Source organism: Streptomyces sp. NPDC005784 (assembly GCF_042871525.1).
Classification (GTDB): domain Bacteria; phylum Actinomycetota; class Actinomycetes; order Streptomycetales; family Streptomycetaceae; genus Streptomyces.
Genome location: NZ_JBIAIQ010000001.1, coordinates 99,157 through 124,236, shown reverse-complemented (window position 1 = coordinate 124,236; position 25,080 = coordinate 99,157). Strand labels below are relative to the sequence as shown.

The 25,080-nt window shown below is 71.4% G+C and carries 24 protein-coding genes; 14 read left to right on the top strand and 10 right to left on the bottom strand.

Going from position 1 to position 25,080, the window contains the following annotated elements:
* Window positions 1-73 precede the first annotated feature (73 nt).
* Window positions 74-847, bottom strand: a complete 774-nt coding sequence (locus ACFYR3_RS00555; protein ID WP_355843630.1) for an IclR family transcriptional regulator — start codon at window positions 845-847, stop codon at window positions 74-76.
* A 131-nt stretch (window positions 848-978) separates the two neighbouring features.
* Here ACFYR3_RS00555 and ACFYR3_RS00550 point away from each other — a divergent pair, with 131 nt between their 5' ends.
* Window positions 979-2,508: an aldehyde dehydrogenase (NADP(+)) gene (locus tag ACFYR3_RS00550; protein WP_355843633.1), complete on the top strand. Its 1,530-nt coding sequence runs from the start codon at window positions 979-981 to the stop codon at window positions 2,506-2,508.
* A 208-nt stretch (window positions 2,509-2,716) separates the two neighbouring features.
* Window positions 2,717-3,325: a DUF1349 domain-containing protein gene (locus tag ACFYR3_RS00545; RefSeq protein WP_355843636.1), complete on the top strand. Its 609-nt coding sequence runs from the start codon at window positions 2,717-2,719 to the stop codon at window positions 3,323-3,325.
* On the opposite strand, the gene ACFYR3_RS00540 is transcribed toward ACFYR3_RS00545, so the two are convergent.
* A complete protein-coding gene (locus tag ACFYR3_RS00540; RefSeq protein ID WP_356782548.1) occupies window positions 3,285-4,685 on the bottom strand; it encodes an MFS transporter in 1,401 nt (466 codons plus the stop codon). The genes ACFYR3_RS00545 and ACFYR3_RS00540 overlap by 41 nt on opposite strands.
* Before the next feature lie 70 nt (window positions 4,686-4,755).
* Between ACFYR3_RS00540 and ACFYR3_RS00535 the strand changes: the two genes are divergently transcribed.
* From ACFYR3_RS00535 to ACFYR3_RS00510, 6 genes are all read left to right on the top strand, one after another.
* Window positions 4,756-5,751: a helix-turn-helix domain-containing protein gene (locus tag ACFYR3_RS00535; RefSeq protein WP_355843642.1), complete on the top strand. Its 996-nt coding sequence runs from the start codon at window positions 4,756-4,758 to the stop codon at window positions 5,749-5,751.
* Window positions 5,748-6,299, top strand: a complete 552-nt coding sequence (locus tag ACFYR3_RS00530) for a GNAT family N-acetyltransferase (RefSeq protein WP_389280830.1) — start codon at window positions 5,748-5,750, stop codon at window positions 6,297-6,299. The genes ACFYR3_RS00535 and ACFYR3_RS00530 overlap by 4 nt, the downstream gene beginning before the upstream one ends.
* 80 nt (window positions 6,300-6,379) lie before the next feature.
* Window positions 6,380-7,099, top strand: a complete 720-nt coding sequence (locus ACFYR3_RS00525) for a DsbA family oxidoreductase (RefSeq protein WP_355843648.1) — start codon at window positions 6,380-6,382, stop codon at window positions 7,097-7,099.
* Window positions 7,100-7,224: 125 nt separating this feature from the next.
* Window positions 7,225-8,274 carry an aminotransferase class V-fold PLP-dependent enzyme gene (locus ACFYR3_RS00520; protein ID WP_389280828.1) on the top strand — a complete coding sequence of 350 codons (1,050 nt, stop codon included), beginning with the start codon at window positions 7,225-7,227 and terminating at the stop codon, window positions 8,272-8,274.
* 67 nt (window positions 8,275-8,341) lie between these two features.
* On the top strand, window positions 8,342-8,938 hold the full coding sequence (locus ACFYR3_RS00515) for a sigma-70 family RNA polymerase sigma factor (protein WP_355843654.1): 597 nt from the start codon (window positions 8,342-8,344) through the stop codon (window positions 8,936-8,938).
* Between the two features lie 103 nt (window positions 8,939-9,041).
* A complete protein-coding gene (locus ACFYR3_RS00510) occupies window positions 9,042-10,061 on the top strand; it encodes a maleylpyruvate isomerase family mycothiol-dependent enzyme (RefSeq protein ID WP_389280825.1) in 1,020 nt (339 codons plus the stop codon).
* Window positions 10,062-10,095: 34 nt separating this feature from the next.
* Here ACFYR3_RS00510 and thpD read toward each other — a convergent pair whose 3' ends face one another.
* The gene (gene thpD / locus ACFYR3_RS00505) at window positions 10,096-10,983 is read right to left on the bottom strand and encodes an ectoine hydroxylase (RefSeq protein WP_389280823.1); all 888 of its coding nucleotides are present in this window, start codon (window positions 10,981-10,983) and stop codon (window positions 10,096-10,098) included.
* 216 nt (window positions 10,984-11,199) lie between these two features.
* Here thpD and ACFYR3_RS00500 point away from each other — a divergent pair, with 216 nt between their 5' ends.
* Window positions 11,200-12,828: an IS200/IS605 family accessory protein TnpB-related protein gene (locus ACFYR3_RS00500; protein ID WP_389281212.1), complete on the top strand. Its 1,629-nt coding sequence runs from the start codon at window positions 11,200-11,202 to the stop codon at window positions 12,826-12,828.
* Here the strand turns inward: ACFYR3_RS00500 and ACFYR3_RS00495 are convergent.
* The 4 genes from ACFYR3_RS00495 to ACFYR3_RS00480 form a co-directional block, all read right to left on the bottom strand.
* Window positions 12,825-13,208, bottom strand: a complete 384-nt coding sequence (locus tag ACFYR3_RS00495) for an ectoine synthase (protein ID WP_355843662.1) — start codon at window positions 13,206-13,208, stop codon at window positions 12,825-12,827. The genes ACFYR3_RS00500 and ACFYR3_RS00495 overlap by 4 nt on opposite strands.
* 68 nt (window positions 13,209-13,276) lie before the next feature.
* Window positions 13,277-14,548 carry a diaminobutyrate--2-oxoglutarate transaminase gene (ectB, locus tag ACFYR3_RS00490; protein WP_355843665.1) on the bottom strand — a complete coding sequence of 424 codons (1,272 nt, stop codon included), beginning with the start codon at window positions 14,546-14,548 and terminating at the stop codon, window positions 13,277-13,279.
* A 113-nt stretch (window positions 14,549-14,661) separates the two neighbouring features.
* Window positions 14,662-15,201 (bottom strand): diaminobutyrate acetyltransferase, encoded by a 540-nt coding sequence (ectA, locus tag ACFYR3_RS00485; protein WP_355843668.1) that lies wholly within the window; start codon window positions 15,199-15,201, stop codon window positions 14,662-14,664.
* Between the two features lie 488 nt (window positions 15,202-15,689).
* A complete protein-coding gene (locus tag ACFYR3_RS00480) occupies window positions 15,690-16,790 on the bottom strand; it encodes a pyridoxal-phosphate-dependent aminotransferase family protein (RefSeq protein ID WP_389281210.1) in 1,101 nt (366 codons plus the stop codon).
* 176 nt (window positions 16,791-16,966) lie between these two features.
* On the opposite strand from ACFYR3_RS00480, the gene ACFYR3_RS00475 reads away from it, so the two are divergent.
* The 5 genes from ACFYR3_RS00475 (at window position 16,967) to ACFYR3_RS00455 (ending at window position 21,870) form a co-directional block, all read left to right on the top strand.
* Complete coding sequence (locus ACFYR3_RS00475) at window positions 16,967-17,818, top strand: transporter substrate-binding domain-containing protein (protein WP_389280820.1); 852 nt, start codon at window positions 16,967-16,969, stop codon at window positions 17,816-17,818.
* Window positions 17,815-18,648: an amino acid ABC transporter permease gene (locus ACFYR3_RS00470; RefSeq protein ID WP_355843674.1), complete on the top strand. Its 834-nt coding sequence runs from the start codon at window positions 17,815-17,817 to the stop codon at window positions 18,646-18,648. The genes ACFYR3_RS00475 and ACFYR3_RS00470 overlap by 4 nt, the downstream gene beginning before the upstream one ends.
* On the top strand, window positions 18,645-19,433 hold the full coding sequence (locus ACFYR3_RS00465; protein WP_389280818.1) for an amino acid ABC transporter ATP-binding protein: 789 nt from the start codon (window positions 18,645-18,647) through the stop codon (window positions 19,431-19,433). The genes ACFYR3_RS00470 and ACFYR3_RS00465 overlap by 4 nt, the downstream gene beginning before the upstream one ends.
* 76 nt (window positions 19,434-19,509) lie before the next feature.
* Window positions 19,510-20,601: an amidohydrolase family protein gene (locus tag ACFYR3_RS00460; RefSeq protein ID WP_355843679.1), complete on the top strand. Its 1,092-nt coding sequence runs from the start codon at window positions 19,510-19,512 to the stop codon at window positions 20,599-20,601.
* 342 nt (window positions 20,602-20,943) lie between these two features.
* Window positions 20,944-21,870 carry an SCO1860 family LAETG-anchored protein gene (locus tag ACFYR3_RS00455; protein WP_355843682.1) on the top strand — a complete coding sequence of 309 codons (927 nt, stop codon included), beginning with the start codon at window positions 20,944-20,946 and terminating at the stop codon, window positions 21,868-21,870.
* Between the two features lie 281 nt (window positions 21,871-22,151).
* On the opposite strand, the gene cobC is transcribed toward ACFYR3_RS00455, so the two are convergent.
* The 3 genes from cobC to ACFYR3_RS00440 are packed head-to-tail and all read right to left on the bottom strand — an operon-like array spanning window position 22,152 to window position 24,905.
* Window positions 22,152-23,282 (bottom strand): Rv2231c family pyridoxal phosphate-dependent protein CobC, encoded by a 1,131-nt coding sequence (gene cobC / locus ACFYR3_RS00450; RefSeq protein ID WP_355843684.1) that lies wholly within the window; start codon window positions 23,280-23,282, stop codon window positions 22,152-22,154.
* Window positions 23,272-24,225, bottom strand: coding sequence for a sirohydrochlorin chelatase (locus ACFYR3_RS00445; RefSeq protein WP_355843687.1), 954 nt, complete (start codon window positions 24,223-24,225; stop codon window positions 23,272-23,274). Before ACFYR3_RS00445 ends, cobC begins: the two co-directional genes overlap by 11 nt.
* Window positions 24,222-24,905: a precorrin-8X methylmutase gene (locus tag ACFYR3_RS00440; RefSeq protein ID WP_355843690.1), complete on the bottom strand. Its 684-nt coding sequence runs from the start codon at window positions 24,903-24,905 to the stop codon at window positions 24,222-24,224. Before ACFYR3_RS00440 ends, ACFYR3_RS00445 begins: the two co-directional genes overlap by 4 nt.
* Between the last annotated feature and the right edge of the window lie 175 nt (window positions 24,906-25,080).

Genomic DNA, 25,080 nt, shown 5'->3' with positions numbered 1-25,080 from the left:
GGAGTGAATCGTTCCCATCCGCCCGGTTTTCTCATGAATCCCTCATGGAGCCACCGGGCCGGCCAGACGCCCGTCAGAGCCTGCGGGTGGCCAGCGTGAGGCGGTCGCGGGCGTCGAACAGGGCGTCCTTGACCATCTGCTCATGCGCGGGGGTGAGCCGGGCCACCGGCACCGAGCAGCTGATCGCGTCCCGGGAGGGCGTGCGGTACGGGATCGCCACGCCGAAGCAGCGCAGTCCCAGCGTGTTCTCCTCGCGGTCCACCGCGAAGCCCTGCTCCCGCACCTGGCGCAGCTCCTCGATGAGCTTCTCCCGGTCGGTGATCGTGTGCTCGGTCAGCGCGGGGAGCGTCTCCGGCAGCATCTTGCGGACCTGCTCGTCGGTGTGCGTGGCCAGCAGCGCCTTGCCGAGCGAGGTGGAGTGGGCGGGGAGCCGGCGGCCGACCCGGGTGAAGGGGCGCAGATAGTGCTGCGACTGCCGGGTGGCCAGATAGACGACGTTCGTGCCGTCCAGGCGCGCGAGGTGGATCGTCTCGGTGGTGTCGTCGGAGAGGCGGTCGAGCGTGGGACGGGCCGCGGCGACGACTTCGTCACCGTCGATGTACGAGGTGCCGACCAGCAGGGCGCGTACCCCGATGCCGTACCGCGTGCCCGTCGCGTCCGTCTCGACCCAGCCGAGCTCCACGAGCGTGCGAAGCAGCATGTACAGGCTGGACTTGGGATAACCGACGGCCTCCTGGACCGCGGCCAGGGAGTGCATTCCGGGCTTGCCGGCGAAGTACTCCAGCAATTCCACGGTCCGCACCGCGGACTTGACCTGCGCCCCGCCGCCTGTCTCGCCTGCCGACATCGCCCTTGACCCCTTCGTTGGACGGGAAATAGTCTCCAACAGGAGTTCACCATCAGAGACAGCGTTCAGCATATCGAACACCCCTGGTGAGCGACACAAGAACTGTGGCATTACATCTGAAGGGACCCGCGGTGGCAGCAGCACCAGTCTGGAGTGTCGACCCCCGTACCGGGAAGCAGCGGGAGCAGGTCGCGGTCGAGGCCACGGCCCAGGAGGTGGACGAGACCGTCCGCGCCGCGAACGCCGCCCGTCCCGCTCTCGTCGACCGCACCGTACGCGCCGCGTTCCTGCGCACCGCCGCCGACCTGCTCGAAGGCGCCAAGGACCAGCTCGTCGAGGCCGCCGACGCGGAGACCGCGCTCGGCCCGGTCCGGCTCACCGGCGAACTCGCCCGCACCTGCTACCAGTTGCGCGCTTTTGCCGGAATCGTCGACGAGGGCGCCTTCCTCGACGTCGTCATCAACCACCCCGACGGCACGGCGACCCCGCCGATCCCGGACCTGCGCCGCTACAAGGTGCCGCTGGGCGTCGTCGCCGTCTACTCGGCCTCGAACTTCCCCTTTGCCTTCTCGGTCGCCGGTGGCGACACCGCGAGCGCGCTGGCCGCGGGCTGCCCGGTCGTCGTCAAGGCCCACCCCGACCACCCGGCCCTCTCCGAGCTGGTCGCGGCCGTCCTGCGCCGCGCCGCCGCCCGGCACGCCGTCCCCGAGGGTGTCATCGGTCTCGTCCACGGCTTCGAGGCCGGCGTCGAGCTGGTCCGGCACCCGCTGATCGCGGCGGCCGGGTTCACCGGCTCGATCCGCGGCGGGCGCGCGCTGTTCGACGCGGCCTCGTCGCGTCCGGTGCCGATCCCGTTCCACGGTGAGCTGGGCTCCCTCAACCCCGTCGTCGTCACCGAGGCCGCGGCCACCGAGCGCGCCGAGGAGATCGGCGCCGGACTCGCCGGCTCGATGACCCTGGGCGTCGGCCAGTTCTGCGTGAAGCCGGGCCTGGTGCTCGCCCCGGCCGGCGCGGCGGGCGACCGTCTCCTGAAGTCCCTGACGGACGCGGTGAGCGACACCGCTTCCGGGGTCCTGCTCGACCACCGCATGCGCGACAACTTCATCGCCGGGGTCGCCGAGCGCGCCGGACTTCCGGACGTCCAGGCCCCGGTGACGCCGGGCGCGGGCGGCGAGCACACGGTGAGCCCCGGCTTCCTGACCGTGCCCGCGAGCAGGCTCACGGCCGAGGGCGAGCACGATCTGCTCCTGGAGGAGTGCTTCGGACCGCTCACGGTCGTGGCGCGCTACGAGGACGAGTCCGAGGCCGGCGCGGTGCTCTCCCGGCTGCCGGGCAACCTCACGGCCACGGTGCAGCTCTCCGCGGAGGAGGCAGCGGGCGAGGGGCGCGGCGCGGAGATCCTCGCCGAACTCACCTCCCTCGCGGGCCGCGTGCTGGTGAACGGCTGGCCGACAGGGGTCGCCGTCGCTCCGGCCCAGCACCACGGAGGGCCGTACCCCGCGACGACCTCGACGTCCACGTCGGTCGGCGGCAGCGCCATCGAGCGCTGGATGCGGCCGGTGGCCTATCAGGGCGTGCCCGAGGCGCTGCTGCCGCCCGAGCTGCGCGACGACAACCCGCTGGGACTGCCCCGCCGGTACGACGGGCGGCTGGAGCGCTGATTCCGTAGAAGGGGCCGGTCCTTCCCGGCCCCTTTCCGGCCCTCCCCGGTGCCTGTCGGTCCTTCCGGGCCATTTCCGACCATCACTGTCTGTGTCGGTTCCTGCCGGTCCTTCGCGGGCCGTGGGTGCCGTGAGGGTGCCGCGTGGCTGATCACGCGGCACCCCGCGTTCCCGAAGGACGCCGCCGGGAACCTGAGAGACTCGGACCATGGACGTCACACTCCCCGAACTCCCCTTCTCCCTCCGCACCTACGGCCCCGGCGGGCACTGGTCGTACGAGGACGGCGTGCTCACCGGCTGGGCCGGGCCCCGGCAGGACCGCTTCGTGCCGCCCACCGGTGAAGGACTCGACCCGGCTTCGGACGCGCCGCGACTGCTCGGCTCGCCGGAGGGCGACTTCCAGCTGATCGCCCGCGTGACGGTCGGCTTCGGGGCGGCCTTCGACGCGGGCGTGCTCTACGTCCACGTCGGGGAGCGGGCCTGGGCGAAGCTGTGTCTGGAGTACTCCCCGGACGTGCCCACCGTCTGCACGGTGGTCACCCGGGGACACTCCGACGATGCCAACTCCTTCACCGTGGAAGGCAGTTCCGTCTGGCTGCGGGTGAGCCGCACGGATCGCGCCTTCGCCTTCCACGCCTCCCGCGACGGCGAGCGCTGGACCTTCGTCCGCCTCTTCACCCTGGCCGGCGAGAAGGAGACCGGGGCGGCGCTGGTGGGCTTCATGACCCAGTCGCCGATGGGGGAGGGCTGTGTGGTGACGTACGACGGCATCGAGTTCAGGCCTGACTGGCCGAGCGACCTGAGAGACGGAAGCTGAGGGCGAACGTCACGGTGAGCAGGGCCGCGCCGACGGCCAGGCTCAGCCGCATGCCGGCCTCGAAACCGCTCGCGACCAGCGCCCCGAACACCGCGATGCCCAGTCCTCCGGACACCTGCCGGGCCGCGTTGAGCACACCGGCCGCCAGCCCCGCCCGCTCGGCGGGCACGGCGTCCATCATCGCGGCGGTGAGCGGCGGCACCGTCAGGGCGCACCCCAGCGCCAGCGGGACCAGCAGAAGCGCCACCAGCCCCGGGGGCGTGCGGGCGTCGACGCAGAGGAGGGCGAGCAGCCCGGCGGCGGCCACCGGCTGCCCCACCAGCATCGGCAGCCGCGGCCCGTAGCGCCCGGTGAGCTTGCCGGCCACCACGTTCGTCACCGCGATCAGGCTCGTCATCGGCAGGAACAGCAGCCCGGCGTACAGCGCGGAGTGATGCTGGACCTGCTGGAAGAAGAGCGAGAAGACGAACACCATGCTGTAGAAGGCCACGCTGACCGCCGAGCCCACGGCGACCGTCGTGGCCACGGTCCGGTCGCGGAACAGGCCGAGCGGCACCACGGGGTGCGCCTGGCGCGCCTCGATCCGCAGGAACGCGGCGCCCGCGACCACGGCCGTCAGCAGCGCGGCCAGGCCCGCCGTCCCGCCCTCGATCACCGCGAAGGTCAGCGCCGTGAGGGCCACCACCGCCGCCAGCTGGCCGGGCAGGTCCAGCGGAGCCGGGCGGGGCCGCGAGCGCGGGGCCCGGAGGAGCAGCACCAGGATCACCGCGCCCACCGGCAGATTGACGAAGAAGATGCCCCGCCAGTTCCAGGCCGCGATCAGCGCGCCGCCGGCCACCGGCCCGAGCGCCACCGCCAGCGAACCGCCCGCCGCCCAGGCGGCCACCGCGCGTGCCCGCCGCGCCGGTTCCGCGTACGCCTGCCGCACCAGCGCCAGCGAGGCCGGGAGCACGACGGCCGCCGCCACACCCTGCACCACCCGGGCACCGACGAGGGCCGGCAGGTTCGGGGCCAGTCCGCAGGCCGCCGAGGCGAGAGCGAACACCGCGGTGCCCAGCGCGTACGCCCGGCTCGCCCCGGCCCGGTCCGAGAAGGCGCCGGTGGACAGCATCAGCGCGGCGAAGGCCAGGGTGTAGGCGTCCACGACCCACTGGAGGCCGGACATCCCGGTGCCGAAGGAGGAGCCGATCGTGGGCAGGGCCACGTTCACCACGGACGCGTCGAGACAGGTCAGCGCGAAGCCGAGCAGCGAGGCGGTGAGGGTGAGTGCGGAGGACGGCTTCCCTGACCCCGACTCAGACCCCAACTCCACCTGACTGAGGACGGGTTCATGGGCCCTGGACATCTGGTTCGTTGGCATGTCCCCATGCTGCGGACCCGCGGCGCCGTACAGTAGTGGCCCGAATGCCACGCTTCCGGAGGTTCTGGCCATGCCCGAGCGGCTCGCCCCGCACCGCGTCACCGTCATCGCCCCTTCCCCCGTCGCGCTGTTCAACCTCGCGATGCCGGAGATGCTGTTCGACAAGGTCGTGGTGGACGGCCGGCCGGGGTACGAGGTGGTCGTCTGCACGGCCGAGCCGGGACCCGTGCCCACGACCGGCGGACTCGACCTGCACGTCCCGCACGGTCTGGAGGCCGTGCGGGAGGCGGACACGGTGGTCGTCGCGGGCACCGGGGCGCCGTTCGAGCCGGACCCGCGGATCGTGGCGGCCCTCCGCGAGGCGGCCGCCGCGGGCAAGCGCATCGCGTCCATCTGCACCGGAGCCTTCCAGCTCGCCGAGGCGGGCCTGCTCCAGGGCCGCAGGGCCACCACGTACTGGGCCCACGCCGAGGTGATGCGTCGGCGCTACCCCCAGGTCGAGCTGCGCGGAGACGTGCTGTACGTGCAGGACGGGCCGTTCCTCACGTCGTCCGGCTACGCAGCCGGCATCGACCTGTGTCTGCACATCATCCGCACCGACTACGGCGCCGCCGTCGCCAACGAGGTCGCACGCCTCGCCCTGGTCGCCCCCGTACGGCCCGGCGGCCAGACCCAGTTCACCCAGACCCCGCTGCCCCCCGAGCGCGGCAACGCCTGTGCCGACACCCGCGGCTGGGCCATGCGCAACCTCGACAAGCCGCTCACGCTCACCGAGCTGGCCCGGCACGCGGGCGTCAGCGTGCGCACCCTCACCCGCCGGTTCCACGCCGAGAGCGGGGTCAGCCCCCTTCAGTGGCTGCTGCACCAGCGTGTCGAACGCGCGAAGGAACTCCTGGAGACCACGACCCTGCCGATGGATCAGGTGGCCGCGGCCTGCGGACTGGGCACGGCCGACTCGCTGAGAGCCCACGTGGTACGCCGGACCGGTCTCACCCCGAGCGCGTACCGGACCCAGTTCAGCCGACACGGAACCGTGACCGGAGCCGTGACGTCCTCCGTTGCATGATCAGTGAACGTGCGACCGGCGCGCTGGTGATCCGCACCGCCCTGCCCGTCGAAGCCGGGACCATCGCCGATCTGCACTTCCGGGCCCGTTCGACGTACTACCCGGACGGCGTCCCGCAGGGCGACATCGACTGGGCCGAGGCCTGGCGCGGCTCCATCGCCCGCCCCGACGCACATGTGCTGTGCGCCGTCGCACAGGGCCGGATCATCGGCATCGCGTCCTTCCGTACGGACGAGGGCGCGCCCGCGGACACGGTCAAACTCTTCCAGTTCCACGTCGACCCCGACCGCTGGCGCGCCGGCATCGGCAGGGCCCTGCACGCGGCCTGCGTGGAGGAGTGGCAGGCGGACGGGAAACGCACGGCGACACTCGACGTGCACACCGACAATCTGCGCGCGCAGGCCTTCTACGCCCGCCTGGGCTGGGTCCCCGACCCGGAGAACCCGCCCGAGGAGGATGACCACCACCTGTATCTGCGGTACACCGTGGGTGGGCGCGCGCACGGGACCGGGGGAGCGGCCGGGTGGGCGGACGCGGCCGGGGAATGACCCGAGCCGTTTGAACGTTCACACACAACCACGCCCCTGGAGGGTGTCCCGTATCCGTACGACCTGAAGAGAGCCGAAGAATGCGCGTCGAGATCTGGAGCGACATCGCCTGCCCGTGGTGCTATGTCGGAAAAGCCCGTTTCGAGAAGGCGCTGGACGCGTTCCCGCACCGGGACCAGGTCGAGGTCGTGCACCGCTCCTTCGAGCTCGACCCGGGCCGCGCCAAGGGCGACATCCAGCCGGTGCTCACGATGCTCACCAAGAAGTACGGCATGAGCGAGGCGCAGGCGCGGGCGGGCGAGGAGAACCTCGGCACGCAGGCCGCCGCCGAGGGCCTCGCGTACCGCACCCGGGACCGCGACCACGGCAACACCTTCGACATGCACCGCCTGCTCCACCTCGCCAAGGCGCGGGGCCGGCAGGACGAGCTGATGGGTCTGTTCTACAAGGCCAACTTCGCCGAGGAGCGGACCGTCTTCGGCGACGACGAGCGGCTCGTTGAACTGGCCGTCGCCGCCGGGCTCGACGCCGACGACGCCCGCGAGGTGCTCACCGACCCGACCGCCTACGCCGACGACGTCCGCGCCGACGAGCGCGAGGCCGCCGAGCTGGGCGCGAACGGCGTCCCCTTCTTCGTCCTCGACCGCACTTACGGCGTCTCCGGCGCACAGCCCGCCGAGGTCTTCGCCCAGGCCCTGGCCCAGGCCTGGGGCGAGCGTCCGCAGCTCACGCTGATCCAGGACGAAGGCACCGACGCGGAGGCCTGCGGTCCGGACGGCTGCGCCGTTCCCCAGCACTGAGAAGCGCGGGCCGGGGCCCCGGCGCCGAAAAGACGCAGGTCGGGGCCCATTCATAAGCGTTCCTTGGGGAAACCGCTTAAAAATCCGCAATGGACTTGGGCATCTTCCGGGCCCAAAGTGGTTCCATGGAGACCTTCGAGACTCTCATCCGTGCCGAGTTCGCCCCGAAGAACACCTATCTGAACACGGCGACCGGCGGCCTGCTGCCGGCCCGCACCGTGACCGCGATGCGGGTCGCCGTGGAGTCCGTGGCCGCGGGGGAGCCCACCGACATGTACGCGGACGTCGAGGCGGCCCGCTCGTCGTACGCCCGTCTCGTCGGGGTTCCCGAGCGCCGGGTGGCGGCCGGGGCCTCGGTCGCCGTGTACAGCGGACTGATCGCGGCCTCGCTGCCGCCGGGCGCCGAAGTCCTCACCGCCGAGGGGGACTTCAGCTCCGTGGTGACCCCCTTCCATGTCCGCGGCGACCTCAAGGTCCGCGCTGTACCGCTGGAGCGGATCGCCGAATCCGTGCACTCCGGCACCGCGCTCGTCGCGGTGAGCGCCGTACAGTCCGCGGACGGCCGGACCGCCGCGCTGGAGGCGATCCGGGAGGCCGCTCGGGAGCACGGCGTCCGTACGTACATCGACGCGTCCCAGGCCGCCGGCTGGTTGCCGCTGCGCGCGGACGCCTACGACTACGTCTCCTCCGTCGCCTTCAAGTGGCTCGTCTGCCCGCGCGGTGTGGCTTTCCTGGTCGTCCCGGAGGACCTCGGCGGACTCAACCCGGTCTTCGCCGGCTGGGTCGCGGGCGAGCTCCCCTGGGACAGCTGCTACGGCCCGGTCGAGGAACTCGCCCACTCCGCACGGCGGTTCGACGAGAGCCCGAGCCTCTTCGCGTACGCCGGAGCCCGGCACTCGCTGGAACTCATCGAGACACTGGGTGTGGAGCGGGTGCACGCCCATGACCTCGCGCTCGCCGACCGCTTCCGCGCCGGCCTGCGGGAACGGGGCCACGAACCGGTCCCCGCCCCCGGCTCCGCGATCGTCTCCGTGCCCGGACTCGGCAGCCTTCAGGGCGAGTTGAGTCGTGCGGGGGTCCAAGTCGCCGACCGCTCGGGCAATCTGAGGGCGGCCTTCCATCTGTACAACACCCCCGACGACGTCGACCAACTGCTCGACGTGCTGCCGGGCTGAGCTTCCGCCGCGCCGGTCCGGCCCTCTGGCGCCGGCCGCGGCGGAGCGCTAGGAAGGGCGCCACGAGGTGGTGGTGCGGGTGGAACCGACGCTCAGTGACGCCGAGTTGCACCGACGACTGGTGTACGGCGACGAGTCCGCGCTTGGCGAGGTGTACGCCGCGTACGGCGGACTGGTCCGGCGGGTCGCCGTACGGGTCACCCGCAGCCCGGTGGCCGCCGAGGACGTCGCGCAGGAGGTCTTCGCGCAGCTGTGGAGCAGGCCGTACGCCTTCGACGCCCGCCGGGGCACGCTGCGCACCTGGCTGTCCATGCTCGCGCACCGGCGGGCGGTGGACTGGGTGCGCGGTGAGGCCCGGCACCGCAAGGACGCCCACGCCGACGACGCCGCGCTGCAGGCCGTCCCGGACGCCGCGCCGGGGCCCGACGAGACGGTCGTCGACCGCGAGCGCTCACTGCTGCTGCACACGGCGCTCGCCGAACTCCCGCAGCCCCAGCGCGAGGTGGTCCACCTCGCCTACTTCGCGGGCCGCACCTACCGGCAGGCCGCCGTCGAACTGGGCATCCCGGAGGGCACCGCGAAGACCCGGCTGCGCGCCGCCCTGCGCAGACTCGCCGAGTCCCTCGCCGACCCACCCGATCCGGCGTGGGAGCGGGGCGCGTGATGGCGGCGCGGGTGCTGCCGGCCGGGACCCGTGTGCGTAGGCTGGACGCAGCGGGGCGAGGCCCGGTCGCCGTACCGGATCCGACCCGGAAGGGCGGCGCACGATGAGCACGCACCACGAACGGATGCGGGACCTGCTGGCGGCCTGGGCCGTCGGCGCCCTGACCCCCGCCGACGAGAAGACGGTCCCGCTCCATCTGGCCGAGTGCGAGTCCTGCGCCGCGGAGGCGGAACGGCTGCGCGAGACGGTACGGCTGCTGGACGGCCCGCGGCGCCCGGTCCCGGTGGACGGCACCGCCGACGGCGTCCTCGCCCTCGCCCTTCGCGCCCGCCCGGCCGCTCCCCGAGTGGCCCGGCACGCCGCCCCCTACGCCGCCGCGGTCGCCGGACTCGGGTCGCTGCTGCGGGAGGTGGAGGGCCTGGGACCCTGGGGCACGCCGGTCGTGCACGACTGGGACGTGCACGCCACCGTCGCCCATCTGATCGCGGCGGACGAGCCGTTGGCGCGGAGCCTCGGTCTCGCGGCGCGGCTGCCGGAGCCGGCCGGAGCCGAGGAGAGGCCGTGGCGCGACGCCTGGGCCGCCCGGACCGCCGAGGTGATCGCGTACGAGCACCGGCGCCCGCCCGAGGAGACCGTCGCCGCATGGAGTGCCCAGGCCGGCGCGCTGCTGGCCGCACCGGAGGCGACGGACCCCGAACGGGCCGCGCACGCCATCACGTTGATGGACGCCCGGCTGCCCGTCGCGGACCACTTCGTCGTGCGGGCCTTCGAGACATGGATCCACACCGACGACATCGGACGGGCCCTGGGGACGGCCGTGCCCCCGCCGCCCGACCCCCATCTGTGGCAGCTCGTCCGGCTCGCGGTGCGCGTCCTCGGAACGGCCCTCGGTCCCGCAGCGCCCCCGGTGCTGTTCGCGGTGGCCGGCGGGGGACCCGACGCGCAGTGGGTGCTCGGTTCCGAGGACGAGCCCGTCCGGGCCGAACTCGTCCTGGAACCGGTCGACTTCTGCCTGCTGGTCGGCGGCCGGTACGAACCCGGCGAGGTGCCCCGGGGCGCGACGGGGGACGCCGCCGCGATCGGCGCCGTACTGGAACGGGCCGCGTCACTGGCGTGGCTGTAGGCACCTCGCCCCCGTGGTCACCCCGGGGAGGAGGTCACCGCACCGGTGTGAAGTCCCGCGCCCCGATGAACTCCGGCCTGCGCACGGGGGCCGCGAACGGTTCCACCGCCGCGTTCTCCACACTGTTGAACACGATGAAGACGTTGCTGCGCGGGAACGGGGTGATGTTGTCCCCCGAACCGTGCATGCAGTTGCAGTCGAACCAGGTCGCCGAACCGGCCCGGCCCGTGAACAGCTTGATGCCGTGCAGGCTCGCGAGGCGGGTGAGTGCCTCGTCGGAGGGTGTTCCCGCGTCCTGCATCTGGAGCGACTGCTTGTAGTTGTCCTTCGGTGTGGCCCCCGCACACCCGAGGAACGTCCGGTGCGACCCAGGCATGATCATCAGGCCGCCGTTGGTGTCGTAGTTCTCGGTCAGCGCGATCGAGACGGACACGGTCCGCATGTTCGGCAGACCGTCCTCGGCGTGCCAGGTCTCGAAGTCCGAGTGCCAGTAGAAGCCACCGGCCCCGAATCCGGGCTTGACGTTGATCCGCGACTGGTGGACGTACACGTCCGAGCCGAGGATCTGCCGGGCCCGGCCGACGACGCGCTCGTCGCGCACGAGACGGGCGAAGATCTCGCTGATCCGGTGCACCTCGAAGACGGACCGGATCTCCCGCGTCCTCGGCTCGACGATCGAGCGCTCGTCGGCGCGGATCGCCGGATCGGTGACGAGCCGCTCCAGCTCCTGCCGGTAGACGGCGACCTCGTCCTCGGTGATCAGTTCCTCGACAGGGAGGAATCCGTCGCGCTCGTACGCCTGGAGTTCGGGCAGGGTGACCGGGCCGGGTTCGCCCGGCGGGCCCCAGACGACCGGGTCCCGGCGGGGCAGCGCCGCTTCGGTGGCGCCTCGGCTGGGGTACAGATCGGTGAGCGTGGTCATCGGTGTGTCACACCTCTTCGGGTTCGGTGAGCAGGGGGTTGGGAGCCGTTGCTCGTTGACTGCGTTTGTGTGTGTTCTGGCGCACATGGGTGAGCGTCTCGACGGTGGATCGCGCGGAGTCCGCTCCGGTGGGAACGGGAGTTCTTGCCTCGAATGCGTAACCGTTGGGGCCTGTGGTCGTTGGGTGGGGTGACGGGATCTTCGGGCTGGGCGGGGGTGAGCGGGTTGCGGAAGGTTGGGGCGTCGTTCGTGGTGCCCGGCCCGTCGGGTGTCGCGGTCCGTGACCGGCTCAAGGGACTGGCCGCCGGGGACGAGAAGGTGCTGCGCATGGTCGGCGACCATCTGGGTTCGCTGGCTTCCCAGGACCTGCAGGCGCGGTGCGCGGCCGGAGCAGACCACGACAGCGAGCGATGGGCGCGGCGTAAACGCGTCCTGACCGCGGAGTCCTCTTCCCGTTGGGCGGGGTCGTTGACGAAGGCCACTCATGACCTGTGGGCGCTGGCCCGGCGCGGTCTGGCCGCGCACATCCGGCAGTTGGAAGCCGGGGTGAGCACGATCCGGCACCGGCTGTCCCTGACCCTCGGCGAGAAGGGTTCGAAGCGGGCTCCGGGTGGATATCGGAGCCGGCGGGAGTGGCATGCCAAGGCGCGTCGGATGGGGGTGTTGGAGGATCGGCTGGCTGCCGCCAAGGCCGACTGGGCGGCCGGGCGGGTGCGGGTGGTGCGGGGCGGGAAACAGCTGCTCAACACCCGCCACCACCTGGAACAGGCGCAGCTCACCGAGCCGCAATGGCGTGCGCGGTGGAAGGCGGCACGCCGGTTCCTGCAGGCGGACGGCGAGTCCGGGAAGCGGTACGGCAACGAGACCATCCGGGTCAGCCCCGACGGTCAGGTCAGCATCAAACTCCCGGCCCCGCTCGCCCACCTCGCCAACGCTCCGCACGGCCGCTACCTCCTCGCCGCGCGGGTGTCTTTCGCACACCGGGGCGAGACGTGGCGTGACCGCGTCGAGACGAACCGGGCGGTGGCCTACCGCATCCACGAGGACACCGGCCGCAACCGCTGGTATTTGACTGCCTCTTGGACCATCCCACCTGTCCAGAGCGTGCCCCTGAGCGGCGTACGGGGCGGTGGTCTGATCGGTGTCGACACCAACACCGATCACCTGGCGGCCTGGCGGCTGGATGTGCACGGCAATCCGGTCGGCGCCCCGCGCCGCTTCGACTACACCCTCACCGGCACCACACAGCACCGCGACGCACAGGTACGCCACGCCCTCACCCGTCTGCTGCACTGGGCCGGACGCCACCATCTCGCCATTGCGGTCGAGGACCTCGACTTCACCGCCGAGACGAGCCGCGAGAAACACGGCCGCCACAAACGCTTCCGCCAGCTGATCTCCGGGATGCCCGTGGCCCGGCTGCGCGCCCGCCTGGTATCGATGGCCGCCGAACTCGGTATCCCGGTGGTGGCGGTCGACCCCGCCTACACCAGCAGGTGGGGTGCCCAGCACTGGCAGAAACCCCTCACCAGCAACAACCGCAGAATCTCCCGCCACGACGCGGCAGCCGTGGCTATCGGAAGGCGCGCCCTGGGGCATCCGGTCAGGCGTCGGACGGCACCGCCCCCGCACGACCGGAGTGATCGTGCGGGGCATCGGACCGTCCAGGCCCGGCCGGGTACCCCGGGGCGTGAGGGACCCCGCCCCCGCATTCCCGGACCACGGACACGATCCGTGCCGCCCGGACGCGGAGCGAACGCGGGAGACCAGAACGTCCAACACCATCTGGGGCGTTCGACTGAGCGTAGGTTCTGGCAACAGGACTCACTCCCGCTCAGTCTCTAGGAATGGTAGACGCCGTTCTCGTCGTGGTCCTCCCGTCCGGTGACGGGCGGGTTGAAGACGCAGACGCATCGGAAGTCGGTCCTGGGACGCAGGGTGTGGCGCTCGTGGCCGTCCAGCAGATACATCGTCCCGGGCTCGATCTCGTGCTTCTCGCCGGTCTCCTCGTTGGTGAGTTGGGCTTCGCCCTCCACACAGAGGACGGCCTCGATGTGGTTCGCGTACCACATCCGTGTCTCCGTACCCGCGTACAGGATCGTCTCGTGCAGCGAGAAGCCGGCCTTCTCCTTGGCGAGGACGATGCGCTTGCTCTCCCAGGTGCCGGTGGCCGCCTTCACATGCCGGTCGGTGCCTTCGACATCCTTGATCGAACGGACTATCACGGTGGTGCGATGCCTCTCTCTCGTGCTTCTCGTGTGTCTCGCGCTGCCCGGGTCTCTCGGGCGGCCGGTCAGGCGGTCTCGCCGACGGCGCGGGCGAGGGTGCGCAGGCCCTCGTCGAGCTCGTCGGGGGTGATGGTGAGCGCGGGCAGCAGTTTCACGACCTCGCTCTCGGGGCCGGACGTCTCGATGAGCAGCCCGAGTTCGAAGGCGCGATGGGCGACGCGTCCGGCGCGGGCCTTGTCCTTGAACTCGATGCCCCAGACGAGCCCGCGGCCCCGGTACTCCTTGATGTCGGCGAGGTTCTCCTCGGTTATGGAGATCAGCGCCTGTTCGATCTGCTCGCCGCGGGCGCGGGTCTGCTTCTCCATGGCGGAGCCGTCGGCCCAGTAGGTCTCCAGGGCGGCGGCGGCCGTGACGAACGCCGGGTTGTTGCCGCGGAAGGTGCCGTTGTGCTCGCCCGGCTCCCAGATGTCGAGTTCCGGCTTGAACAGGCAGAGCGACATCGGCAGCCCGTACCCGCTGATGGACTTGGAGACGGTCACGATGTCGGGCACGACGCCCGCCTCCTCGAAGGAGAAGAACGCGCCGGTCCGCCCGCAGCCCATCTGGATGTCGTCGACGATCAGCAGCATGTCGCGGCGTCGGCACAGGTCGGCGAGGGCGCGCAGCCACTCGGGCCGCGCGACGTTGATGCCGCCCTCGCCCTGCACGGTCTCGACGATCACCGCGGCGGGCTGGTTGAGCCCCGAGCCCTGGTCCTCCAGGAGCCGTTCGAACCACAGGAAGTCCGGGACCTGGCCGTCGAAGTAGTTGTCGAACGGCATCGGGGTGCCGTGCACCAGCGGGACACCGGCGCCGGCCCGCTTGAAGGCGTTGCCGGTCACGGCGAGCGAGCCGAGCGACATCCCGTGGAAGGCGTTGGTGAACGACACGATCGACTCGCGCCCCTTCACCTTCCGCGCGAGCTTCAGCGCGGACTCGACGGCGTTGGTGCCGGTCGGCCCGGGGAACATCACCTTGTACGGCAGATCGCGCGGCCGCAGCACCAGGTTCTGGAAAGCCTCCAGGAAGCCGCGCTTGGCGGTCGTCGACATGTCGAGTCCGTGGGTGACGCCGTCGCGTTCCAGGTAGTCGATCAGGGCCCGTTTGAGCACGGGGTTGTTGTGTCCGTAGTTCAGGGACCCGGCACCGGCGAAGAAGTCGAGGTACTCGTGGCCGTCCTCGTCGTACATCCGGCTGCCCCGGGCCCGGTCGAAGACGGTGGGCCAGTTGCGGCAGTAGCTGCGCACCTCCGACTCCAGGGTCTCGAAGACGCTCAGGTCGGGCTGGGTGATGGTCACGGCGAATCGCTCCTCTGTGCGTGGGGGGAGGAAGAAAGCGAGGGGAGGAAGAACATGGGGGGAGGGAATCGTGCGGGAGGACGAAGGTCGAGGACGAAGGTCGAGGACGAAGGTCAGAGGGAGAACGGGCCGATGCGGTACAGCACTTCGGGGTCGTGCGGTCCGTCGGGGAACTGGCCCGTCTCGAACAGCACCTCGCGCTCGACGGCCGCGCCATGACGCCGTGCGTACGACGTGAACAGGCGCTCGGAGGCGGTGTTGCCCGGCGTGACGGTCGTCTCGACGACGGACAGCCCGCGCTCGGCCGCCACCCGCGAGGTCAGCCCGTCGAGGAGTCGCGCGGCCAGTCCGCGGCCCCGGTGCGCCGCGTCGACGGCCACCTGCCACACGAGGAGGGTGCGGGGCCGCTCGGGACGCACGTACGCGGTGACGAAACCGACGGGCCGCCCCTCGGCGTCACGGGCCACGGCCGAGGTGCCGGCGAAGTCACGGCACCACAGCAGATAGCTGTACGACGAGTTCAGGTCGAGGGTTCGGGAGTCCTTGGCGATACGCCAGAGGGCGGCCCCGTCGGCCACCTCCGGACGGTCGATCCGAAGGCCCTCCGGCATTTCCAGGAATTCCGCTGACAGGTCTGTGTGGGCGGCGGTCATGCGGATTGAATTTACCGACGGAAAGTTCAAATTGCATCGTCGGACAGGGTTACGTATGGCGCACTCGTGTGTTATCACGCGCCCGTGAAGGTCGGCATTGCATGCGACTCTATGTGTGGGTTCGCCCGGGAAATACCGCAGAAAGCGGGCGCGTTGTGGAGTGCGTCACGGTGGTGAAATGTGCAGGTGACCTGCCCGAATCGCTTCGCCGGCGTTCGCGAAATCTTTGCGTTTAGGTGCACGGGAAGCGGGCAGGAGAATCCGGGAAGCTGCGCCGAATAATTCGCCGAGAATTAAGGACGGGATAAGTGCATGAAGGGGAGTCCAATTCCCGTAGCATTTGCGCGTCAGGATTCCGGGACCCGACGTCTCGGGGCGCACCCGCCGAGGCGGGTTTCCGCGCCCTGATAGGCCGGGTTCCGCGTTCCGGCAGGCCGCGGTTCCGCGTCTCGGCGGAGGCGCGGACGCCCCCGCCGGCCGCCTCGGGGTCAGCCCCAGGCCAGTGCCACGGCCCGGCGCGCCCCTTCGAGGTCCACCGGGAAGCCGGACTCGGCCAGCGCCGCGCCCAGGCCCGCGAGGGCGGAGTGGACGACACCCCGGGTGGCGTCGGGGCCGTAGTGGTTCACGCGGATCATCGACTGCGCGAGAGCACCGCCCCCCGCGGCGAGCGGCAGCGAGGGATCCGCGGTCAGCGCCTTGGCGACCACGGCGGACGCGTCCGCGTCCTCCGGCACCCGCAGCGTGGTGGCGACGGGCGCCGCGTCGGAGGCTGCGTCCACATACGGCGCGAGGCCCCCGCCGAGGGCCACGGCTCCCGCCCGGGTGGCCGCGGCGGCCGAGGCGTGACGGGCCATCACCGCCTCGAGACCCTCGCCCTCGATCCGCTCGACACACGCCTCCAGTGCCAGCATCTCCAGCTGTGCCGGCGCGTGCAGCAGCGTGGTGCGGCCTGCGTCGACCCATCGCTCCTTCCAGTCCAGCAGGGAGAGGTAGGAACGGCGCGGCGCGTCGGGGTTCGCGGCCATCCGCGCCCACGCCCGTTCGCTCACCGACACCGCCGACACCCCGGCGGGACCGCCCATCGCCTTCTGCGCCCCGATCACGCACAGGTCGACGCCCCAGGCGTCCGGCAGCACCGGCTCGGCGCCGATCGACGCGACGGCGTCCAGGTAGAAGAGCGCGCCCCTCTCGCGTACGACCTCGCCGATCTCCGCCACGGGGTTGGTGTTCCCGGTGGCGGCCTCGGCGTGCACGAGCGACACGAAGTCGATCGACGGGTGCTCGGCGAAGGCCTCACGGACCTGCTCGGCGGTGACCGCGGTGTGGAACGGCACCGCCAGATCGATCACGGTCGCCCCGCAGTCCCGCAGCCAGTTCCCGAAGGTCTGGCCGTAGGGGCCGGTGATGACGTTCAGGGCGGTGGTGCCGGGACCGGCCGTGCCGCGGATGGCCCCTTCCAGGGGCAGCAGTGCCTCGCCCTGCATGATCACGACGTCCTGCTCGGTGGAGAGCAGCCGGGCGACACGGTCCTCGATCGACGCGAAGCGGGCGGCGCTCAGCGGCGCCAGGTCAAGGAAGGGGTGGGTCACGGTGGTGCTCTCTTCGCTCACGGTGGGGTCGACGATCAGAGCGTAACCGGCGGCCCCCGGCGTACCCGGACCGGCGAATTCTGAGGCCAGACGGCCCAGCAGCCATCGGATTGATTTGAGCAACTCAAACCTTTCCTTATAATCAGAACCCTCTGTTCTCCCCACTGGAGGTCTCCGTGTACTCGGTCCTCGGACGCCGGCCCCGCTTTCTGGCCGCCACCACCGCCACGGCAGGGCTGCTGCTCGTGGCCGGCTGCTCCTCGGACAGCGGGGGCGGCAAGACCACCACCGCGGGCGGGGTCCCGCTGGTCAAGAGCGGTCAGCTCACGACGTGCACCCACCTGCCGTACCCGCCCTTCCAGTCGGAGATCGACGGAAAGGTGCAGGGCTTCGACGTCTCGCTCATCGACCTGGTCGCCAAGGACCTGGGCGTGAAGCAGGCCATCGTCGACACGCCCTTCGAGAACTTCAAGACGGGCGCGTTCCTCAACTCCGAGCAGTGCGACCTCGCGGCGGCCGGTATGACGATCACCCCGGAGCGCAAGAAGAACGTCGACTTCTCCGACCCGTACTTCGACGCCACCCAAGGTGTCCTGGTCGCCAAGGACAGCGGCATCACCTCCCTCGCCGACGTCAAGGCGAAGGGCAAGAAGCTCGGCGCCCAGGCGCAGACCACGGGCGAGGACTACGCCAAGAAGCAGGGCTTCGACCCGGTCTCCTTCGAGTCCTCCGACGCGGTCCTCAGCGGGCTGCGCAGCGGTCAGGTGCAGGCTGTCATCATCGACTACCCGGTCATCCAGGGCTGGCTGAAGGACAAGGCCAACGCCGACGCCTTCAAGGTGGCCGACAACCTCAACACCGGTGAGCAGTACGGCTTCACGGTGAAGAAGGGCAACACCAAGCTCGTAGCGGCCATCAACAAGGCCATCAAGGACGCGAAGGCCGACGGCACGTACAAGAAGCTCTACGAGCAGTGGATCGGCCCGTACGACGCGGCCGCGGCCTCCGCCTCGCCGTCCGCCTCATGAGTGGTGCCGACACACCCCTCCAGCCCCGCAGGTCCGGCCTGAGCCGGCGCCAGAAGCGCTCGCTCTCGCGCGGCGCGCAGTACGTCGTCTTCGTCGCCGTCGTGATCGCCTTCGCGGTCACGGCGGACTGGGGCCGTCTGAAGAACCAGTTCTTCCAGTGGGACCTGGTCAAGCAGATGTTCCCGGAAGTCATCACGCTGGCGTTGAAGAACACCGTCCTCTACACGACGTTCGGTTTCGTCGTCGGACTCGTGCTGGGCATCGTCATCGCCCTGATGCGCCTGTCGTCGGTGGGCCCCTACCGCTGGGCGGCCGGAATCTACATCGAAGTCTTCCGCGGTCTGCCCGCCTTGGTGATCTTCATCTTCGTGGGCGTCGCGGTACCGCTCGCGTTCCCGGGCACGGAGATCCCGGGCGGAACGTACGGCAAGGTCGCCATCGCGCTCGGTCTGGTGGGGGCCGCGTACATGGCCGAGACCTTCCGCGCGGGCATCCAGGCCGTGCCCAAGGGGCAGATGGAGGCGGCCCGTTCGCTGGGCTTCTCGCAGGCGCGGGCCATGGTCTCGATCATCGTCCCGCAGGCGTTCCGGATCATCATTCCGCCGCTCACCAACGAACTCGTGACCCTCTTCAAGGACTCCTCGCTGGTGCTCTTCCTCGGCGTCACCCTGGAGGAGCGCGAACTGTCCAAGTACGGCCGCGACCTGGCCAGCACGACCGCCAACTCCACGCCGATCCTGGTCGCGGGTCTGTGCTACCTGCTGGTCACGATCCCGCTCGGCTTCCTCGCGCGACGTCTCGAAGCCAAGAGGAAGGAGGCCACCAAGTGACCACCCCCGAGATCCAGGTGAAGGACCTCCACAAGTCCTTCGGCGACAACGAGGTGCTGCGCGGCATCGACCTGGAGGTCGGGCAGGGCGAGGTCGTGTGTGTCATCGGCCCGTCCGGCTCCGGCAAGTCGACCCTGCTGCGCTGCGTGAACCTCCTGGAGGAGCCCAGCAAGGGCCAGGTGTTCGTCGGCGGTACGGAGGTCACGCACCCCGATGTCGACATCGACGCCGTACGCCGCCGTATCGGCATGGTCTTCCAGCAGTTCAACCTCTTCCCCCATCTGTCGGTGACCGGCAACCTCACGCTGCCGCAGCGTCGGGTGCTCGGCCGGGACAAGACGGAGGCGGCCCGGATCGCCGCCGAGAACCTCACCCGGGTGGGCCTCGCGGAGAAGGCCGACGCCTATCCGGCCTCGCTCTCCGGCGGCCAGCAACAGCGCGTCGCGATCGCCCGCGCGCTCGCGATGGGACCCGACGTGATGCTCTTCGACGAGCCGACGTCGGCGCTCGACCCCGAACTCGTCGGCGACGTGCTCGCGGTCATGCGCATGCTCGCCGACGAGGGCATGACGATGATGGTCGTCACCCACGAGATGTCCTTCGCGCGCGAGGTCGCCGACCGGGTCGTCTTCATGGACGGCGGCGTGATCGTCGAGGAAGGCGTCCCGGCGCAGGTCATCGGCAACCCGGCCCACGAGCGGACACGGCACTTCCTCTCCCGACTGCTCGACCCGGCGAGGGCGGACGTCGAGGACAGGACACCCGACCGGCCGGACGAGGAGTAGGAGTAGGACCGGGCGGGCGCGGGAGGAGTGGGACCGGGTGGGCGAGGACGGGGTGCCGTCTTAATAAGGTGCATTCATGAGCGATCACCCGGTACTGCACGTGAAGGGGCGGGTCCTGGTCGGACCCGACGACGTCCGCGACGAGCTGTGGGTCGTCGGCGGCCGGATCTCCTACGAGCGCCCCGGCGGCGCCCGTGACCTGCGCACCGTCGAGGGCTGGGCACTGCCCGGCCTCGTCGACGCGCACTGTCATGTCGGGCTCGACGCCCACGGCCCGGTCCCGGCGGACGTCTCCGAGAAGCAGGCGCTGACCGACCGCGACGCCGGCACCCTCCTGATCCGGGACGCCGGCTCGCCCTCCGACACCCGCTGGATCGACGACCGCGACGACCTCCCGAAGATCGTCCGCGCGGGCCGGCACATCGCCCGCACCCGCCGTTACATCCGCAACTACGCCCACGAGATCGAGCCCGAGGACCTGGTCGCGTACGTCGCCCAGGAGGCCCGGCGCGGCGACGGCTGGGTCAAGCTCGTCGGGGACTGGCTCGACCGCGGCACCGGCGATCTGAGCGCCTGCTGGCCGCGCGAGGCCGTCGAGGCGGCGATCGCCGAGGCGCACCGGCTCGGCGCCCGGGTCACCGCGCACTGCTTCGCCGAGGACTCGCTCCGCGACCTGGTCGAGGCGGGCATCGACTGCATCGAGCACGCCACCGGCCTCACCGAGGACACCGTCCCGCTCTTCGCCGAGCGGGGTGTCGCCATCGTCCCGACCCTCGTGAACATCGCGACCTTCCCGCACCTCGCGGCCGGCGGCGAGGCCAAGTTCCCCCAGTGGTCCGCCCACATGCGACGTCTGCACGAGCGCCGCTACGACACCGTGCGCGCCGCGTACGACGCCGGCATCCCGGTCTACGTCGGCACCGACGCGGGCGGCTCCCTCGCGCACGGCCTGGTCGCGGCCGAGGTCGCCGAGCTCGTCACCGCGGGCATCCCGCCCGTCGAGGCGCTCTCCGCCACCGCCTGGGGCGCCCGGAGCTGGCTCGGGCGGCCCGGTCTCGACGAGGGAGCACCCGCGGACCTCGTGGTCTACGAGGGGGACCCGCGCGCGGACGTACGGGTCCTGGCGGCTCCGCGACGGGTGGTCCTCCATGGGCGGATCGTCGGCTGACCCGTCCCACCCGGCTCGCGCGGTGGATACGGCTGGTACGGCTGATACCGGCCACGTTGCTGACATGTGCTTGGTTGACGGAGCGTGACGATCGGGGTGGCGTGCTCGTTACGCACCTCTGGTCGCGCTCCGGCGCCTCAATCCGTCATCAACCGGCGCGTCAACCAGCGCGTTCGTCCAGGGGTGTTGATCGAGTGACGGTGGAGAACAGCCGTACCTCGAGATTCGAAGGTGTGCGCGAAAAACCCACGATGGAGTGAACTCACTTCAGGTGGCTGACTGTTCACTCTCAGTGCGTAATTCTTTCGGGGTCCCAGGCTTTCTCCTATGGGGGTCCCACCCTTGAACAGCATCAACCACCGCATGCCCGCACGCCGGTTCGCCGTCACCGCGGCCGCCACCGTCCTTGCCGCGGGTCCCACCGCGCTGGCCGAAGCGGGCTCCGCCCACGCGACCAATGACCACGGTCGCGCGAGCGCCGTCGTGCTCCGCACCGGACTCGACGTGTCCCTCCTCAACAAGACCGTGGACGTCCCGCTCGCGGTCTCCCTGAACGAGGTGCGGGCACCGCAGAGTGCCGAGAAGACCGCGCTCACCGCCCGGTTGGACGGAGTCGACCACGGACGACCGTTCAGTGTGCTGCGCGCGGAGGTCGCCACCGCCGAGGCCACCGTCTCCGCCGGGAAGGCCGAGGGCTCCACCCGCCTCGCGCACGCCGCCGTCCATGTCCCCGGGCTGCCGCTGCTGTCGCTCATCGAGGTCCAGGACGTGACCTCGAAGGCGACCTGCGAGGCCGGGAAGAAGCCCGTCGCCACCGCCAACCTGCTGGGATCCGTCACCGTCCTCGGCAAGAAGGTCACGCTGACGACGGGCGGCCCGACGCATGTGAAGGTCCCCGGGGTCGGCGAGGTGCGGCTCGACCTCTCAAAGACCGAGACCACGTCCCGGACGGCCGCCGCGTCCGCACTCGAACTCAAGGTGTCCATCAACCCGTTGAAGCTGAACGTGGCCGAGGTGGAAGGCACCCTGACGCTGGCGAAGGCCACCTGCGAGTCACCGGCGGCGCCCGTCGCACAGGAGGCCGCACCCGCAGGCCCCTCCGAGGCCTCCGACCCGGTGGCCGAGGTGACACCGCAGGGCGCTCCCGTGGAGGAAGGGCTCGCCGAGACCGGGGCCAGTTCAATGACGCCGTATCTGGCCGGTGGCGCGGTGGCGCTGCTCGCCGCGGGCGGTGGAGCGGTCGTCCTCTCCCGGCGCCGCCGAGGCTGACGGCCCGCCGGGTTCCCGCCGCCCCTTGCTCCGCAGCAGGGTGCTCCGCCCGGACCCCGCTCCTCGGACGCCGGACGGGCTGAACAGTCTCAGCCCGTCCGGCGTCCGAGGACCAGCCGTTCAGGGCCGTTGAGGCCGACACGGAGGTCCGGGGCGGCGGCTCCAGATCTCCGTGTCGGGCGATGGCTCCGGACACGGGCCGGGCGCCGGCCGCCAGGGCTGCAGAGACAGCGGGGGCTCCCCGGGGCCACAGGACGGCGGAGCCACCCGGGGCCGCCAGGTCACCAGGGGGACGGCGGGGGCTGCCGGGGCGGAACAACCGGTGCCCCGCCTCCGCTTCCGCTCACGGTCATCGCCCGGTCCAGCGCCTGCAGGAACCGGTTGACCGTCGCCCGGTTCCGCACCGCGACCCGCAGCCACTCGTCCCCGAGCCCGGGAAACGTGTCCCCGCGCCGCACCGCGAACCCGAGATCGCGAAGAACCCGGCGCACCCCGGCGGCCCGCGGCAGCCGGACCAGGACGAAGGGGCCCTCCGCCGGCTCCACCACGTGCAGCCCGTCGGAGCAGCCGAACTCCCGCAGTCCCGCCACCAGATGGGCCCGGTCCGTGGCGATCCGCCGCGCCGCGTGCGCCGCCTCCGCGAGCGCCTGCGAGGACATGCAGACCTCGGCCGCCGCGAGCGCGGGCGTGGAGACCGGCCAGAGCGGCTGGGCGCGCTCCAGTCGGGCGATCGTCCCGGGATCGGCGAGCACATAGCCGATCCGCAGCCCCGCAAGACCCCACGTCTTCGTGAGACTGCGCAGCACGACGAGTCCGGGCACGTCCGTCCGCCCGGCCAGCGCCTCGCGCTCACCCGGCACCGCGTCCATGAACGCCTCGTCGACCACCAGCACCCGCCCGGGGCGGGCCAGTTCGGCAATGGCCTCCGCCGGATGCAGGACCGACGTCGGATTCGTCGGATTGCCGATCACGACGAGGTCGGCGTCCTCGGGGACGGCGGCCGCGTCGAGCCGGAATCCGTCCTCCTCGCGCAGCAGGACGCGGCCCACCGGGTGGCCGGCATCGCGCAGCGCGGCCTCCGGCTCCGTGAACTGCGGATGCACGACGACCGGCCGACGTACCTCCAGAGCGCGCGCGAGCAGCACGAAGGCCTCGGCCGCGCCCGCCGTGAGCAGCACCCGCTCCACCGGCAGCCCGTGCCGCGCCGCCACCGCGGCCCGCGCGGCCCGCCCGTCCGGGTAGACCGCGAGCCCCGGCAGCGACGCGGCGATCCGGTCGAGCAGCCACGCGGGCGGGGTGTCGGCGCGGACGTTCACGGCGAGATCGGTGAGATTGGAACCGTCGTCGCGCACCTCGGCGTCCCCGTGGTGCCGCAGATCGTGCCCGCCCTCGGCGGCCTCTTCAGTGCGCATGGGTATGCGTGTGCCCCCCGTGATGGTGGTGACCGTGTCCGTCCTGGTGACCCTGGCCGTCGTGGTGGCCGTCGTCGTCCGGGTGGAAGTGCGGCTGCTGGGGGAGCCCCACCTTGTCCTCGAAGCCGGGCAGCGCGATCCGGTAGACGCAGGAGTCGCAGTTCATCCGCAGGTCGCCCTTCACCGCCTCCCGGTAGCGCTCCATGACCAGGTCGAGCAGCTCGGGCTCGGGACCGATGACCTCGGCGGAGCCCACCTCGACCTGCGGGTGCGCGGACGCCCAGTCCTCGGTCTGCCGCCGCACCCGGTCCGGGAGGATACCGGTGAACAGGAAGTAGGGCAGGACCACGATCCGGCGCGCGCCCAGCTTCACACAGCGGTCGAGACCGGACGGCACGTCCGGCGCCGCCAGGGACACGAACGCCGTCTCGACGCCCGCGTACCCCCGGCCCTCCCACAGCAACCGCGCGGCCTTGTGCACCTCGGCGTTGGCGTCCGGGTCGGTGGACCCGCGACCCACGAGCAGCACCGTCACCTCGGCCCGCTCCTCGGGGGTCCGGGCGCCGCCGCCCAGGGCGTCGTCGAGGCGTCGCTCCAGCACGGCGAGTAGCGACGGATGCGGGCCCAGCGGACGCCCGTACGTGTAGGAGATCCCGGGGTGCCGCTCCTTCTCGCGGCTCAGCGCCGCCGGGATGTCGCCCTTGGCGTGCCCGGCGGACACCAGCATCAGCGGTACGGCGGCGAAACGCCGTACCCCCTGCTCGACGAGTTCGCTCACGGCGTCGCCCAGCGGTGGCGGCGACAGCTCGATGAACCCCCCGGCGACGGGCAGTTCGGGATGGCGGCGCCCCAACTCCCGTACGAAGGAACGGAAGGCCTCGGCTCCGGCCTCGTCCCGGGTGCCGTGTCCGGCGATGAGCAGCGCGGGGGGCGGGGTGGTCACGATGTCTCCTTGGCGGCCGAGGTGGCCTCAGCGGTCGTCGAGGCCCGGTCGGCCCGGGCGGTTTTTGCGGCCTGGTCGGCCCGCACGGTCTTTGCGGCCTGGTCGGCCTGCGGAACAGGGTGGTACAGCAGGGCGTTGAGCGCGGCGGCCGCGACCGCCGAACCGCCCTTCTCGGACACGTTGCTGACAGCGGGCAGCCCGCTCTCGCGGAGCGCTGCCTTGGACTCGGCCGCGCCGACGAACCCGACGGGCAGACCGATCACGAGCGCCGGACCGGCGTCCAGCCGCAGCAACTCCTCCAGCGCGGTGGGCGCGCAGCCGATCACCCACAGCGCGCCGGGCCCGACCTGCTCGTAGGCGAGCCGGACCGCGTGCGCCGAACGCGTCAGGCCGGGGCCCGCCTCGGCGTCCTTGAGACGGCAGACGGTGGCGCGGCGCGTGATGCCCGCGGCCACCATCTCGACGTCCACCACGACGGGCGCCCCGGCGTGCAGGGCCGCGTGCGCCCGCAGCAGGACGTCCTCGTCGGTGACGAGGTCGTCCGCGTACTCCAGGTCGGCGGCGGAGTGGATCACCCGCTCCACCACCGCGCGCGTCAGCGGCGGAAAGTGCGAGGTGTCCAGGCGGGCCCGCAGCCGCCGGAAGGACTCCTGCTCGATCGGGTGAATCACGCGGTTCACCGGGCCTCCCGGTGGTAGCGTCGTCGCGTGCTGAGCGAGAACCAAGCCAGCACAGCAACCTCCAATCCTTGGGGAAACCGGGCTGGTTCCAACCCGGCTGGTGTTGATCGCGGAAGACTCGATTGTTCGCCGAGCGACCGAGCAGCGTGAGCCAGGAATCCTCCTCGTTCGCGAG

What these genes read in the sequence shown, in the direction of transcription:
- ACFYR3_RS00555 (WP_355843630.1), bottom strand. Translation starts at nt 847, where the DNA reads ATGTCGGCAGGCGAGACAGGCGGCGGGGCGCAGGTCAAGTCCGCGGTG.
- ACFYR3_RS00545 (WP_355843636.1), top strand. Translation starts at nt 2,717, where the DNA reads ATGGACGTCACACTCCCCGAACTCCCCTTCTCCCTCCGCACCTACGGC.
- ACFYR3_RS00540 (WP_356782548.1), bottom strand. Translation starts at nt 4,685, where the DNA reads ATGCCAACGAACCAGATGTCCAGGGCCCATGAACCCGTCCTCAGTCAG.
- ACFYR3_RS00535 (WP_355843642.1), top strand. Translation starts at nt 4,756, where the DNA reads ATGCCCGAGCGGCTCGCCCCGCACCGCGTCACCGTCATCGCCCCTTCC.
- ACFYR3_RS00530 (WP_389280830.1), top strand. Translation starts at nt 5,748, where the DNA reads ATGATCAGTGAACGTGCGACCGGCGCGCTGGTGATCCGCACCGCCCTG.
- ACFYR3_RS00525 (WP_355843648.1), top strand. Translation starts at nt 6,380, where the DNA reads ATGCGCGTCGAGATCTGGAGCGACATCGCCTGCCCGTGGTGCTATGTC.
- ACFYR3_RS00520 (WP_389280828.1), top strand. Translation starts at nt 7,225, where the DNA reads ATGGAGACCTTCGAGACTCTCATCCGTGCCGAGTTCGCCCCGAAGAAC.
- ACFYR3_RS00510 (WP_389280825.1), top strand. Translation starts at nt 9,042, where the DNA reads ATGAGCACGCACCACGAACGGATGCGGGACCTGCTGGCGGCCTGGGCC.
- thpD (WP_389280823.1), bottom strand. Translation starts at nt 10,983, where the DNA reads ATGACCACGCTCACCGATCTGTACCCCAGCCGAGGCGCCACCGAAGCG.
- ectA (WP_355843668.1), bottom strand. Translation starts at nt 15,201, where the DNA reads ATGACCGCCGCCCACACAGACCTGTCAGCGGAATTCCTGGAAATGCCG.
- ACFYR3_RS00470 (WP_355843674.1), top strand. Translation starts at nt 17,815, where the DNA reads ATGAGTGGTGCCGACACACCCCTCCAGCCCCGCAGGTCCGGCCTGAGC.
- ACFYR3_RS00460 (WP_355843679.1), top strand. Translation starts at nt 19,510, where the DNA reads ATGAGCGATCACCCGGTACTGCACGTGAAGGGGCGGGTCCTGGTCGGA.
- cobC (WP_355843684.1), bottom strand. Translation starts at nt 23,282, where the DNA reads ATGCGCACTGAAGAGGCCGCCGAGGGCGGGCACGATCTGCGGCACCAC.